General features: G+C 71.0%; 10 protein-coding genes. 4 read left to right on the plus strand and 6 right to left on the minus strand.

Features of this window, described 5'->3' with window-relative positions; genetic code table 11:
• Positions 1 to 50 precede the first annotated feature (50 nt).
• On the minus strand, positions 51 to 1,082 hold the full coding sequence (locus tag AB0I83_RS15065) for a PAC2 family protein (RefSeq protein WP_363304881.1): 1,032 nt from the start codon (positions 1,080 to 1,082) through the stop codon (positions 51 to 53).
• A 231-nt stretch (positions 1,083 to 1,313) separates the two neighbouring features.
• Here AB0I83_RS15065 and AB0I83_RS15070 point away from each other — a divergent pair, with 231 nt between their 5' ends.
• Both AB0I83_RS15070 and AB0I83_RS15075 read left to right on the plus strand, forming a co-directional pair.
• A complete protein-coding gene (locus AB0I83_RS15070; RefSeq protein WP_363304882.1) occupies positions 1,314 to 2,633 on the plus strand; it encodes an enolase C-terminal domain-like protein in 1,320 nt (439 codons plus the stop codon).
• On the plus strand, positions 2,630 to 3,418 hold the full coding sequence (locus AB0I83_RS15075; RefSeq protein WP_363304883.1) for an SDR family oxidoreductase: 789 nt from the start codon (positions 2,630 to 2,632) through the stop codon (positions 3,416 to 3,418). Before AB0I83_RS15070 ends, AB0I83_RS15075 begins: the two co-directional genes overlap by 4 nt.
• A gap of 39 nt (positions 3,419 to 3,457) precedes the next feature.
• On the opposite strand, the gene AB0I83_RS15080 is transcribed toward AB0I83_RS15075, so the two are convergent.
• The 5 genes from AB0I83_RS15080 to AB0I83_RS15100 form a co-directional block, all read right to left on the minus strand.
• Positions 3,458 to 4,129: a FadR/GntR family transcriptional regulator gene (locus tag AB0I83_RS15080; protein ID WP_356538040.1), complete on the minus strand. Its 672-nt coding sequence runs from the start codon at positions 4,127 to 4,129 to the stop codon at positions 3,458 to 3,460.
• 259 nt (positions 4,130 to 4,388) lie between these two features.
• Entirely contained in the window at positions 4,389 to 5,999 is a 1,611-nt protein-coding gene (locus AB0I83_RS15085) for a glycerol-3-phosphate dehydrogenase/oxidase (RefSeq protein ID WP_363304884.1), read from the minus strand.
• A 12-nt stretch (positions 6,000 to 6,011) separates the two neighbouring features.
• A complete protein-coding gene (gene glpK, locus AB0I83_RS15090) occupies positions 6,012 to 7,541 on the minus strand; it encodes a glycerol kinase GlpK (protein WP_356538045.1) in 1,530 nt (509 codons plus the stop codon).
• Positions 7,542 to 7,580: 39 nt separating this feature from the next.
• Positions 7,581 to 8,372 (minus strand): MIP/aquaporin family protein, encoded by a 792-nt coding sequence (locus AB0I83_RS15095; RefSeq protein WP_356538047.1) that lies wholly within the window; start codon positions 8,370 to 8,372, stop codon positions 7,581 to 7,583.
• A 265-nt stretch (positions 8,373 to 8,637) separates the two neighbouring features.
• Positions 8,638 to 9,402, minus strand: a complete 765-nt coding sequence (locus AB0I83_RS15100; RefSeq protein ID WP_363304885.1) for an IclR family transcriptional regulator — start codon at positions 9,400 to 9,402, stop codon at positions 8,638 to 8,640.
• 239 nt (positions 9,403 to 9,641) lie between these two features.
• Between AB0I83_RS15100 and metH the strand changes: the two genes are divergently transcribed.
• Positions 9,642 to 13,154 (plus strand): methionine synthase, encoded by a 3,513-nt coding sequence (gene metH / locus AB0I83_RS15105; RefSeq protein ID WP_363304886.1) that lies wholly within the window; start codon positions 9,642 to 9,644, stop codon positions 13,152 to 13,154.
• Between the two features lie 140 nt (positions 13,155 to 13,294).
• Positions 13,295 to 13,996 (plus strand): HAD family phosphatase, encoded by a 702-nt coding sequence (locus AB0I83_RS15110; protein WP_356538051.1) that lies wholly within the window; start codon positions 13,295 to 13,297, stop codon positions 13,994 to 13,996.
• Positions 13,997 to 14,259 lie beyond the last annotated feature (263 nt).

Raw genomic sequence — 14,259 nt, forward strand, 5'->3', positions numbered from 1 at the left:
GGCCCCGCGAGCAATCGCGGGGCCCGGGGCCGTTCGGTGGTGCGGCGAGGTCAGCCGTCCGAGGGGTCCTCGTCCGGTCCGGCCGACGGGTCGTCGGGTGTGCCGCCGTCGCCGTCCTTGGGCTTTCCCCTGTCCGGCCGCTGCGGCTTGGGCGGTCTCGTACGCCCGCTCGACGTGTCCCGCAGGTACGGCGCGTCGCCGCTCTCGGTGGCGTGGCCGCCGGGTGCCTGGCCCGGCCCGCCGACGTCCCGGCGCCGGAGATACCGCTCGAACTCCCGCGCGATGGCCTCGCCGGACGCCTCGGGGAGCTCGGCGGTGTCCCGCGCCTCCTCCAGCGTCTGCACGTACTCCGCGACCTCGCTGTCCTCGGAGGCCAGCTGATCGACCCCGAGCTGCCAGGCACGGGCGTCCTCGGGCAGTTCTCCCAGCGGGATCCGCAGCCCGAGCAGGTCCTCCAGGCGGTTCAGCAGCGCCAGCGTCGCCTTCGGGTTGGGAGGCTGCGACACGTAGTGCGGCACCGCCGCCCACAGGCTGACGGCCGGCACGCCGGCGTGTGTACAGGCCTCCTGGAGGATGCCCACGATCCCGGTCGGACCCTCGTACCTGGTCTCCTCCAGGTCCATCGTCCTGGCCAGGTCCGGGTCCGAGGTGACCCCGCTGACGGGCACCGGCCGGGTGTGCGGGGTGTCACCGAGCAGCGCGCCGAGGATGACGACCATCTCGACGCCCAGTTCATGGGCGAAGCCCAGGATCTCGTTGCAGAACGAACGCCAGCGCATGGAGGGTTCGATGCCTCGGACCAGCACCAGGTCGCGCGGTTTCTCCCCGCCGATCCTGACCACGGACAGCCGTGTGGTCGGCCAGGTGATCTTTCGCGTGCCACTGTCCAGCCACACCGTGGGGCGGTTGACCTGGAAGTCGTAGTAGTCCTCGGCGTCGAGCGCCGCGAACACCTCGCCCTTCCATTCCCGGTCCAGATGTCCGACCGCGGTGGAGGCTGCGTCACCGGCGTCGTTCCAGCCCTCGAACGCGGCCACCATGACCGGGTCGACCAGCTCGGGTACCCCCTCGAGCTCGATCACCCAGGCCTCCTTCCCAAGTTCCCTTGTGTACGGACCAACCTTACGGCTTCCGGCACCCTCGGCAGCAGCCCGTTTGCGTCCGGTGGGGAACCGTGCACGGCTGTGATTCATCCGAGCTGTGTCGGGCCGTCGCCGATACGGATTCGCCGGATCCCTGGACTGTGTCCACCACATGGGGTTATACATCGGATGACCGACAAGAGATCCGATGTTATTCCCCTGGGGGCGCACATGAGTCCGACCGTCACGGATCTCGCGGTCGAGGACGTCCGGTTCCGCACCTCGGAGTACCTGGACGGCTCGGACGCCATGAACCCCGACCCCGACTACTCCGCCGCGTACGTCGTCCTCCGCACGGACGGCGAGGCGGAGGGGCACGGCTTCTGCTTCACCATCGGCCGCGGCAACGATGTCATGGCCGCCGCCATCGCGGCCATCGGGCCACACGTGGCCGGGCGCCCCGCGCCGCGCACGGCCGCCGACCTCGCCGATCTGTACCGCGCGCTCACGCACGACTCCCAGCTCCGCTGGCTCGGCCCCGAGAAGGGCGTGATGCACATGGCGGCCGGTGCCGTCGTCAACGCGGCCTGGGACCTCGCGGCAAAGCTGGCGGGCATGCCCGTCTGGCGGTTCCTCGCCGGGATGACGCCGGAGGAACTCGTCTCGCTCGTCGACTTCCGTTACCTCACGGACGCGCTCACCCCGCAGGAGGCGCTCGCCGTCCTGCGTGCCGCGGAACCCGGGCGCGCCGAACGCACCGAGCGGCTGCTGGCCGAGGGCTATCCCGCCTACACGACCTCCCCCGGCTGGCTGGGATACGACGACGACAAGCTCGTACGCCTGGCCGAGCAGGCGGTCGCCGACGGCTTCACGCAGATCAAGCTGAAGGTCGGCGCCGATCTCGACGACGACGTCCGCAGACTCTCGCTCGCCCGCCGGGCCGTCGGCCCCGGCATCCGGATCGCCGTCGACGCCAACCAGCGCTGGGACGTGGCCGGCGCCGTGGAGTGGATGAAGGTCCTCGCGCCGTACGACCCGTACTGGATCGAGGAGCCCACCAGCCCCGACGACGTACTCGGCCACGCGGCCGTCCGCGCCGGGCAGCCCGTCAAGGTCGCCACCGGCGAACACGTCGCCAACCGGGTCGTGTTCAAACAGCTCCTCCAGGCCGGCGCGGTCGACTTCGTCCAGATCGACGCCGCGCGCGTCGCGGGGGTCAACGAGAACCTCGCGATCCTGCTGCTGGCCGCCAAGTTCGGCGTACCGGTGTGCCCGCACGCCGGAGGCGTCGGACTGTGCGAACTCGTCCAGCACCTCGCGATGTTCGACTACGTCGCGGTCTCCGGCAGCTGGGAGGACCGGGTCATCGAGTACGTCGACCACCTCCACGAACACTTCGCCGACCCGGTCGTCATCAGGGGCGGCCGCTACGTCGCCCCGCGCGCACCCGGCTTCTCGGCCCGCATGCTCCCCGCGTCGATCGCCGACCACCGCTACCCGCAGGGCCCTGTCCGGCAGGCCCGCCACACCCCCGAGGAGACCGGCCGATGACCACCACACAGGATTTCGACGGACTGTCCGCCCTGGTGACGGGCGGTGCCTCCGGGATCGGGGCCGCCGTGGCCGCCCTGCTGCTCTCCCGGGGCGCCCGCGTCGCCGTGCTCGACCGCGACCCGAAGGACGCCCCCGCCGGGACGCTCGCGCTCGAGGCCGACGTGAGGGACGACGGGGCCGTGCGCAGGGCGGTCGACCGGGCCGCGGGGGAACTGGGCGGTCTGCACACCCTGGTGTCCAACGCCGGGATCGGCTCGGTCGGCACCGTCGAGGACAACGCCGACGACGAGTGGTCCCGCGTCCTGGACGTCAACGTGCTGGGCATGGTCCGCACCGCCCGCCACGCCATGCCGCACCTGCGCCGGGCCGCGGCGGGGCGCCCCGGGGCCGTGTCGATCACGCAGACCTGCTCGATCGCGGCCACCGCCGGGCTGCCGCAGCGAGCGCTCTACAGCGCGAGCAAGGGCGCGGTGCTCTCCCTCACCCTGGCGATGGCCGCGGACCACGTCCGCGAGGGCATCAGGGTCAACTGCGTCAACCCCGGCACCGCGGACACCCCGTGGATCGGCCGGCTGCTCGGGCAGGCCGAGGACCCGGCCGCGGAGCGTGCCGCGCTCGATGCCCGGCAGCCGCTGGGACGGCTGGTGTCCGCCGACGAGGTGGCCGCCGCCGTCGTCTACCTGGCGAGCCCGGCCGCGGCGTCCGTCACCGGCACCGCGCTCGCCGTGGACGGTGGGATGCAGGGGCTGCGCCCGCGGCCGGTCCCGCCGGCACCGCGCTGAGGGCGGGGCGCCGGGTGCGGACAGCGCCCGGCCCGGACGTCACAGGGCCGAGCGCAGCCACTGCTCCACACTCGCCACGTGCACCGTCGCCCAGGACCGAGCCGCCTCCGCGTCCCGGTCCCGCAGCGCCGCGAGGATCGCCCGGTGTTCGCGCAGCGTACGGCCGACCGCGTCCTCCTGGGTCAGGCCGCGCCACACCCTGGCCCGGGTGGTGGGGCCGGACAGGCCGTCCAGCAGGGAACACAGCACCGAGTTGCCGGAGGATCGGGCGATGCCGCGGTGGAACTCCAGGTCGCAGGCGACCAGTTCCTCCACCGAGGGGTCGTCCCCCAGCGCGTCCAGCTGGGTGGTCAGGGCCTCCAGCTGGGCTTCCTCGATCCGCTGCGCCGCCATCGCCGTCGCCGCGGGCTCGAGGATCCGGCGGACCGCCAGGAACTCCAGGACCGTGTCGTCGCGATGGAAGTCCACCACGAAGCCGATCGCCTCCAGGAGCAGTTGCGGGGCCAGGCTGGTGACGTAGGTGCCGTCGCCCTGGCGGACGTCCAGGATCCGGATCAGCGACAGCGCGCGCACCGCTTCGCGCAGCGAGTTGCGCGACAGGCCGAGCTCGGCCGCGAGTTCGCTCTCCTTGGGAAGCCGGTCCCCGGGGGCCAGCGCACCCGAGACGATCATTCCCTTGATCTTCTCGATCGCTTCGTCGGTGACGGCCATGAAGGGCCTCCTCGCACACAAGACATCCGATGTATCGCCTCATTATGCGTCCACCGGCCCGGGGCGCGTTTCACCGGGCGCCCACCCAGGACTCCGGCCGTCCCGGACCCGGCCCGCCGGCGCCCCGCGTCACTCCCAGAGCGTGGAAGGAGCCTCGCGCCGGACCGGAGCCGTGGCGGCCGTGCGGCACGTCCACCGCGCACGCCGAAGGGCGGCCCCCCGATCCGGGGGACCGCCCCTGCGCGGGCGTACCGCGCCGTCAGCGTCCGTCCGCCAGCATTCCCTCGACCCGCGCCCGGATGTCGTCGGTGGCCAGACCCCGGATGGTCAGCGTCGTCCGGCGCCGCAGCACGTCGTCCGCCGTCTCGGCCCACTCGCGGTCGCGCGCGTACGCGACCTGCGCCCAGATCTCCGGGGCGTCGGGGTGGATGCGCTCGCCGAGCGACGGGTCCTCGTCCGCCATCCGCGCGATGTCGAAGGAGAGCGAGCCGTAGTGGGTGGCGAGGTGCCGGGCGGTGTCGGCCGACATCCGCGGTCCAGGCGTACCGCCGCCGGCCAGCAGCCGGTGGGCGACCGCGTCCGGGTTGGCGATGCCGGGCAGCGGCACCTTCTTCGGCAGCCTGGCCATCGGCTCCATGTCCTCGGCGAGCGGCTGTCCGGGAAGCTCGGCGAGCTTGTTCATGACCGTACGGCCGATGTGCCGGAACGTCGTCCACTTGCCGCCCGCGACCGACAGCATGCCCCCGCGGCCCTCGGTCACCACCGTCTCGCGCTTGGCCTTCGACGTGCTCCCGGGGCCGCCGGGCAGCACCCGCAGGCCCGCGAACGAGTAGGTGATCAGGTCGCGGGACAACTGCTGGTCCCGGACCGAGAACGCCGCCTCGTCCAGGATCTGCGCCGTGTCCTTCTCGGTGACCGCGACGTCGGCCGGGTCGCCCTCGTACTCCTCGTCGGTCGTGCCGAGCAGCAGCATGTCCTCCCACGGCAGGGCGAACGTGATGCGGTACTTGTCGATGGGGGTGGCCAGCGCGGCCTTCCACGGCCGGGTGCGCTTCAGGACCAGGTGCGCGCCCTTGGACAGGCGGATGGAGGGCGCCGAAGCCGGGTCCTCCAGCTTCCGCAGGTGGTCGACCCACGGCCCGGTGGCGTTGAGCACCAGACGGGCGTCGATGCCGAACTCCGTACCGTCCTGACGGTCCTTCAGTTCGGCGCCGGTCACCCGGCCCCTGGTGAACCGCAGCCCCGTGACCGCGGCGTGGTTGAGGACCTCGGCACCCGCGTCGACCGCCGCGCGGACCGTCATCAGCGCCATCCGGGCGTCGTTCATCTGGTCGTCGCCGTAGACCGCGACGGCTTTCAGGTTGTCCGTGCGCAGCTCCGGCACGTCGCGCCGTGCCCGGGCCGGGCTGATCACGTGGCCGACGCCGTCACCGAAGGCGGACAGCGCCGAGTACGCGAAGACACCCGCGCCGAGCTTGGCGGCGCCGTGCGGGCCGCCCTTGTAGACCGGCAGGTAGAAGGTGAGCGGGTTGGCCAGGTGCGGGGCGACCTGGCGCGAGACCGCGCGCCGCTCGAAGTGGTTCTCCGCGACCAGCTTCACCGCGCCGGTCTGCAGGTAGCGCAGACCGCCGTGGAGCAGCTTGGAGGATGCGGAGGAGGTGGCGCCGGCGAAGTCGCCGGCGTCCACCAGGGCCACCCGCAGTCCGGACTGCGCCGCATGCCAGGCGGTGGAGATGCCCAGGATGCCGCCGCCGATCACCAGGAGGTCGTACGTCGCCTTGGAAAGCCGCTCCCGGGTCTCGGCGCGGCTCGGGAGGGAGCCGGAGGCCGGATGCGTCCCGAGGGCGGGGACGCTCTGCAGGGTGGTCATGTCGTGTGCTCCTCAGCTCTCTTCGTCCTCGATCCAGCCCATGGTCCGTTCGACGGCCTTGAGCCAGCTCTTGTACTCGCGGTCACGCGTGGCCGCGTCCATGCGGGGTGTCCACTCGGCGGCCCGGCGCCAGTTGGCGCGCAGCGCGTCGGTGTCCGGCCAGAAGCCGACGGCGAGACCGGCGGCGTAGGCGGCGCCGAGGCAGGTGGTCTCGGCGACCATGGGGCGCACCACGGGCGCGTCCAGGAAGTCGGAGAGGGTCTGCATCAGCAGGTTGTTGGAGGTCATTCCGCCGTCGACCTTGAGCGCGCTCAGTTCGACGCCGGAGTCCTTGGTCATGGCGTCGCTGATCTCGCGGGTCTGCCAGGCGGTGGCCTCGAGCACGGCACGGGCGATGTGCGCCTTGGTGACGTAGCGGGTCAGGCCGGCGATCACCCCGCGGGCGTCGGGGCGCCAGTACGGCGCGAACAGGCCGGAGAACGCGGGCACGAAGTACGCGCCGCCGTTGTCCTCGACGGAGGAGGCGAGTGTCTCGATCTCGGCCGCGGACTTGATCAGGCCCATCTGGTCGCGCATCCACTGGACCAGCGAACCGGTGACGGCGATGGACCCTTCGAGGGCGTACACCGGCTTCTGGTCGCCGATCTGGTATCCGACGGTCGTCAGCAGCCCGTTGTACGAGTTCACCGGGGTGTGGCCGGTGTTCATCAGCATGAAGGTGCCGGTGCCGTACGTGGACTTGGCCTCGCCCTGGGCGAAACACGTCTGGCCGAACAGCGCGGCCTGCTGGTCGCCGAGTGCGGAGGCGACCGGGACGCCGTCGAGGACGCCGCCCTTGGCGTTGCCGTACACCTCGGCGGAGGACCGGATCTCCGGCAGGACGGCCGCCGGGATGTCCAGCGACTGGACGATCTTGTCGTCCCACTGCATCTTGTGCAGGTTCATCAGGAGGGTGCGCGAGGCGTTGGTGACGTCGGTGACGTGGACCCCGCCGTCGGTGCCGCCGGTCAGGTTCCAGATGACCCAGGAGTCCATGGTGCCGAAGAGGATGTCGCCCCGCTCGGCGCGCTCGCGCAGCCCCTCGACGTTGTCGAGCAGCCAGCGGACCTTGGGGCCGGCGAAGTACGAGGCGAGCGGCAGGCCGGTCTCGCGGCGGAAGCGGTCCTGGCCGACGTTGCGGCCGAGCTCCCGGCAGAGCGCGTCGGTGCGGGTGTCCTGCCAGACGAGGGCGTTGTGGACGGGCTCACCGGTGTTCTTGTCCCAGAGCAGGGTGGTCTCGCGCTGGTTGGTGATGCCGATCGCCTTGACGTCGGCGGAGGTGATGCCCGCCTTGACGATCGCTCCCGCGACGACTTCCTGGACGTTCTCCCAGATCTCCGTGGCGTCGTGCTCGACCCACCCCGGCTTGGGGAAGATCTGCTCGTGCTCCTTCTGGTCGACGGAGACGATCCGGCCGTCCTTGTCGAAGACGATGCAGCGGCTGGACGTGGTGCCCTGGTCGATGGCCGCGATGAACGGCCCGGTGGTGTGTGCGTCGGTCACGGTGTGCTCCCGGAGGTCTGTGTGGTGTGCGGGTCTGGCTCAGGCGAAGGCGAGGTTGTAGAGACCGCCCGCGAGTGCGGCCCCGATGAGCGGTCCTACCACCGGTACCCAGACGTAGCCCCAGTCCGAACCGCCCTTGTTCGGAAGCGGCAGCAGCGCGTGCACGATCCGCGGCCCGAGGTCGCGCACCGGGTTGATCGCGTAGCCGGTCGGGCCGCCGAGCGACAGACCGATGCCGACGACCACCAGCGCGGTGATCAGGGCACCGAGCGCGCCCAGGCCGTTGCCCTCGTCGTTGAGGCCCTGGGTCAGGATCGCCAGGACCAGCACGAAGGTCGCGATGATCTCCGTGACCACGTTCTGTACGCCGTTGCGGATCTCCGGACCCGTGGTGAAGACACCGAGCACGGGGCCGGCCTCGGGCGCGGACTTCTGGTCGACCATGCCTTCCTCGGCCGGCCGGCCGCGCACGATCTCGGGGTCGGTGAGGTGCGCGTGGAACTGTCCGTAGTAGACGGCCCACACGAGCACCGCGCCGATCATGGCGCCCAGCAGCTGGGAGGCGAGATACAGGGGTACGTCGCCCCAGGGGGTGCCCCCCTGGATCGCGAGCCCGATCGTGACCGCCGGGTTGAGGTGTGCACCGGATACACCGGAGGCTATGTAGGCGCCGGTCAGCACGGCGAAACCCCACCCGAAGGTGATGGCCAGCCAGCCGGCGTTGTGCGCCTTCGAGCGCTTGAGGGTGACGGCGGCACAGACACCGCCGCCGAGCAGTACGAGTATGGCGGTACCGATGGTCTCGCCGATGAAGATGTCGGAGCTGGACACCCGCGACTCCTTTGTCCTTCGTCCAGGGGGGAATGCGAAACACCGGGTCTCTCCGGTGGATCGCGGCCCCAGGCGGGTACCCGTCGAGCGTGGGTACGTCACCTGTAGGGCTTGACCGGCCCTCGGCACTGTCACACCCTAACGCGTATTGCCGTTAGGTGTTCGACAATGCCGACCGGTGAGCGGCAATGTTTCTCCCCGGCGGGTGGTGAGTCAAGGGGTGTGTGACGCGCGACTCGATCGTTACCGACGCCGCGGGGCGGGTTCAGAAGCGCCCGGCGCCCAGATCCCGGGATACGGCGCGTGCGCAGTCCCGCACGGCCGCGACGAGCTCGGGGCGCAGCTCGCCCCCCGCGCAGACGCGCTCCACGGCGCCCGTCACCGCCACGGCGCCGACCGGCATGCCGCGCCGGTCGTGGACGGGGGCTGCCACCGCGGAGACGCCCTCCCAGGTCTCCTCCACGTCGGACGCCCAGCCCTGCGCCCGGATCAGGTCGAGCATCGACTCGAAATCCTGCTCGTCCGTGACGGTGCGCGGCGTGAAGGACCTGCGCTCGACCTCCGTGGCCTCGCTGTGCGCGACGGGGTCGTAGGCGGAGAGCACCTTGCCCAGGGCCGTCGAGTGCAGCGGCTGCATGGCGCCGACCTCGAGCACCTGGCGGCTGTCGTCGGGGCGGAAGACGTGGTGGACGATCAGGACGCCGTGCTGGTGGAGCACGCCGAGGTGCACGCTCTCGCCGCTCGACCGGGCCAGGTCGTCGGTCCATACGAGCGCGCGGGCGCGCAGCTCGTGGACGTCGAGGTAGCTGTTGCCCAGGCGCAGCAGCTCCGCGCCGAGCTGGTAGCGGCCGGACGCGGCGTCCTGCTCGACGAAGCCCTCGTGCTGGAGGGTGCGCAGGATGCCGTGCGCGGTGCCTTTGGCCAGGCCCAGTGAGGACGAGATGTCGGACAGGCCGAGCCGACGCTCGCCGCCTGCCAGCAGACGCAGCATCGCCGCTGCCCGCTCGAGCGACTGGATGTTCTTCGCCATCGCGCCGTACTCCTCCACCTCGGTTCGACAATGCTGAACACTATCGGTCGATGCCGACCTGTGTCCGGTCGCGCGACGATTCTCCGCCACCCCGTGGTCGGGGCCGTTCCCCGCACAGCATGCAGTCCGCCCCGTGGGACGCGACGACCGGCCCGGGCGCCACCCGGCTACGCTGGCCGCGTGCCCCCTCCGCAGAGGGGCGCAAAGCCGACAGCCGTCGCACCCCAGGGAGAACATCCATGGCCTCGTTGCCGACCCCCTCAGCTGACAGCCGGACCCGAGCCGCGGCGCTCCGTGAGGCGCTCGCCACCCGGGTGGTGGTGGCGGACGGTGCCATGGGCACCATGCTCCAGGCCCAGGACCCGACTCTCGAGGACTTCGAGAACCTCGAGGGCTGCAACGAGATCCTCAACGTCACCCGCCCCGACATCGTGCGTTCGGTGCACGAGGAGTACTTCGCGGTCGGTGTGGACTGCGTGGAGACCAACACGTTCGGTGCCAACTCCTCCGCCCTGGGCGAGTACGACATCCCCGGCCGGATCCACGAGCTGTCCGAAGCCGGCGCCGGCATCGCCCGGGAGGTCGCCGACCGGTTCACCGAGTCCACCGGACAGCAGCGCTGGGTGCTCGGCTCCATCGGCCCCGGCACCAAGCTGCCGACGCTCGGCCACGCCCCGTACACGGTCCTGCGCGACGGTTTCCAGCAGAACGCCGAGGGGCTGATCGCCGGCGGCGCCGACGCGCTCATCATCGAGACCACGCAGGACCTCCTCCAGACCAAGGCCGCCGTGCTCGGCGCCCGGCGCGCCCTCGAGGCGACCGGCAGCGACCTGCTGGTGCTGTGCTCCCTGGCCTTCGAGACGACCGGCACCATGCTGCTCGGCAGCGAGATCGGCGCCGCGCTGACCGCGCTGGAGCCGCTCGGCGTGGACATGATCGGCCTGAACTGCTCGACCGGCCCCGCCGAGATGAGCGAGCACCTGCGCTACCTCACCCGTCACTCCCGCATCCCGCTCCTCTGCATGCCGAACGCCGGACTGCCCGTACTCACCAAGGACGGGGCGCACTTCCCGCTCGACGCCGAAGGCCTCGCCGACGCCCAGGAGACCTTCGTCCGGGAGTACGGGCTCTCCCTAGTCGGCGGCTGCTGCGGTACGACGCCGGAACACCTGCGACAGCTCGTCGAGCGCGTCCGCGGCACGGCTCCCTCGGCCCGCGAGCCGCGCCCCGAGCCGGGTGCCGCCTCGCTCTACCAGACCGTCCCGTTCCGGCAGGACACCTCGTACCTCGCGATCGGCGAGCGTACGAACGCCAACGGGTCCAAGAAGTTCCGCGAGGCCATGCTGGAGGCGCGCTGGGACGACTGTGTGGAGATGGCCCGCGACCAGATCCGCGAGGGCGCGCACATGCTCGACCTCTGCGTCGACTACGTGGGCCGCGACGGCGTCGCCGACATGGAGGAGCTGGCCGGCCGCTTCGCCACCGCCTCCACCCTGCCGATCGTCCTCGACTCCACCGAGGTGCCCGTCCTGCGGGCCGGTCTGGAGAAGCTCGGCGGCCGTGCCGTGCTGAACTCCGTCAACTACGAGGACGGGGACGGCCCGGAGTCCCGCTTCGCCCAGGTCGGCAAGCTGGCGGCCGAACACGGCGCCGCGCTGATCGCGCTGACCATCGACGAGGAGGGCCAGGCCCGCACCGTCGAGCACAAGGTCGCCATCGCCGAGCGGCTCATCGAGGACCTCACCACCAACTGGGGCATCCACGAGTCGGACATCCTCATCGACTGTCTGACCTTCACGATCTGCACCGGCCAGGAGGAGTCCCGCAAGGACGGGATCGCCACCATCGGCGCCATCCGTGAGCTGAAGCAGCGTCACCCCGACGTGCAGACCACGCTCGGCCTGTCCAACATCTCCTTCGGCCTGAACCCCGCCGCCCGCGTCGTGCTGAACTCCGTGTTCCTGGACGAGTGCGTCAAGGCCGGTCTGGACTCCGCGATCGTGCACGCCTCCAAGATCCTGCCGATCGCCCGGCTGGAGGAGGAGCAGGTCAAGGTCGCCCTCGACCTGATCCACGACCGCCGGGCCGAGGGCTACGACCCCCTCCAGCGGCTCATGGAGCTCTTCGAGGGCGTCAACACGAAGTCCATGAAGCAGGGCAGGGCCGAGGAGCTCCGGGCCCTGCCGCTCGACGAACGGCTCCAGCGCCGCATCATCGACGGCGAGAAGAACGGCCTGGAGGCCGACCTCGACGAGGCGCTGCGGACCCGGCCCGCCCTCGAGATCGTCAACGACACCCTCCTGGCGGGCATGAAGGTCGTGGGCGAGCTCTTCGGCTCCGGCCAGATGCAGCTGCCCTTCGTGCTCCAGTCCGCCGAGGTCATGAAGACCGCGGTGGCGCACCTCGAACCGCACATGGAGAAGTCGGACGCCGACGGCAAGGGCACGATCGTGCTGGCCACCGTCCGCGGCGACGTCCACGACATCGGCAAGAACCTCGTCGACATCATCCTGTCCAACAACGGCTTCAACGTCGTGAACCTGGGCATCAAGCAGCCGGTCTCCGCGATCCTGGACGCAGCGGAGGAGCACCGGGCCGACGTCATCGGCATGTCCGGCCTGCTCGTGAAGTCCACCGTGATCATGAAGGAGAACCTCCAGGAGCTGAACCAGCGCAAGCTGGCGGCCGAGTACCCGGTGATCCTCGGCGGCGCGGCCCTCACCCGCGCCTACGTCGAGCAGGACCTGCACGAGATCTACGAGGGCGAGGTCCGCTACGCCCGCGACGCCTTCGAGGGCCTCCGCCTGATGGACGCGCTCGTCGCGGTCAAGCGCGGGGTGCCCGGCGCGACCCTCCCCGAGCTGAAGCAGCGCAGGGTACCCAAGCGTGAGACCCCCGCGGCGGAGGTCGCGGAGCCCGAGGAGGGCGTGCGCTCCGACGTCTCGGTCACCAACCCCGTGCCGGAGCCGCCCTTCTGGGGCACCCGCGTCGTCAAGGGCATCCAGCTCAAGGAGTACGCCTCGTGGCTCGACGAGGGCGCGCTCTTCAAGGGCCAGTGGGGCCTCAAGCAGGCCCGGGCCGGCGACGGGCCGACGTACGAGGAGCTCGTGGAGACCGAGGGGCGCCCGCACCTGCGTGGCTGGCTCGACAAGCTCCACACCGAGAACCTGCTGGAAGCCGCCGTCGTCTACGGCTACTTCCCCTGCGTGTCCAAGGGCGACGACCTGATCCTGCTGCACGAGGACGGCTCCGAGCGCACCCGCTTCACCTTCCCGCGCCAGCGCCGCGGCCGCCGCCTCTGCCTCGCGGACTTCTTCCGCCCGGAGGACTCGGGGGAGACGGATGTGATCGGACTCCAGGTCGTCACCGTCGGCTCGAAGATCGGCGGGGCCACCGCCGAGCTCTTCGAGGCGAACTCCTACCGCGACTACCTGGAGTTGCACGGGCTGTCCGTGCAACTGGCCGAGGCCCTCGCCGAGTACTGGCACGCGCGGGTCCGCAGCGAGCTCGGCTTCGCCGGTGAGGACCCGTCCGACGTCGAGGACATGTTCGCGCTGAAGTACCGCGGCGCGCGGTTCTCCCTGGGCTACGGCGCCTGCCCCGAGCTGGAGGACCGCGCGAAGATCGCCGATCTGCTGGAGCCCGAACGGATCGGGGTGAAGCTCTCCGAGGAGTTCCAGCTGCACCCCGAGCAGTCCACGGACGCGATCGTCATCCACCACCCCGAGGCGAAGTACTTCAACGCACGGTAGAACGCTGTTCGACGCGCGGTCACGCACCGGTGCGCGCGCCGTGGGCGGGCGAGTCGTAGAATGGTCGGTCCAGTGCAGGCCGGTCGCCGCTCCCACCGGGAAGGCGGCCGGCCTTCTCGTCCCTCATGGAGGTGTGCCGGATGACCAGTACGGTCCCCGCGTCCCTGACCCGCACGACCGACGGGTCGTCCCTGCAAGCGGTTCTCCTCGACATGGACGGCACGCTGGTCGACACCGAAGGCTTCTGGTGGGACGTGGAGGTCGAGGTCTTCGCCGACCTCGGCCACCGGCTGGAGGACGCCTGGCGCGACGTGGTCGTCGGAGGGCCGATGACGAGGAGCGCCGGCTACCTCATCGAGGTCACCGGCGCGGACATCGCCATGGAGGAACTCACCGTGCTGCTCAACGACCGCTTCGAGAAGCGCATCAGCCGCGGCGCGCCGCTGATGCCCGGGGCCGCCCGGCTGCTGGCCGAGCTCGCCGCGCACGGGGTGCCCACCGCGCTGGTATCCGCCTCGCACCGGCGCATCATCGACCGGGTCCTGGAATCGGTGGGCCGTCACCACTTCGCCCTCACGGTCGCGGGGGACGAGGTGGCCCGGACGAAGCCGCACCCCGATCCCTACCTCGCGGCGGCGGCCGGCTTCGGGGCGGACCCGTGGCGCTGCGCGGTCGTGGAGGACACCGCGACGGGTGTGGCCGCGGCCGAGGCGGCGGGCTGCCGTGTCGTCGCCGTGCCGTCCGTCGCGCCCATCGCACCCGCTCCCGGCCGGGTCGTCGTACCGTCGCTGGAGCACGTGGATCTCGCTTTCCTGCGCGGGCTGGTCACGGAAAGGCGATAGCCGGTACACCGAGGGTGCTTCGTGGAAATGCGACAGGATTCCCGCTCCGAATCCTGTCCGTTCCGGACTTTCCCGGTGTTCGAAAATCAGGTCCATGTCAATGCGCGTGATGGTGTGCGAACGTGATTTGCGTCACTACGTGTGACGTCCGGAGTTCAGGTGGATGGACTCGTGCGCCCGTTTCGTACACCCATAAGTCCGGTTGATCTAGTGGTGTACGAAACATTCCCGGGCGTGGCATGGACAACCCGTCATCGGCGATC

Origin of the sequence: Streptomyces sp. NPDC049970, from assembly GCF_040660235.1 — a bacterium.
GTDB lineage: Bacteria > Actinomycetota > Actinomycetes > Streptomycetales > Streptomycetaceae > Streptomyces.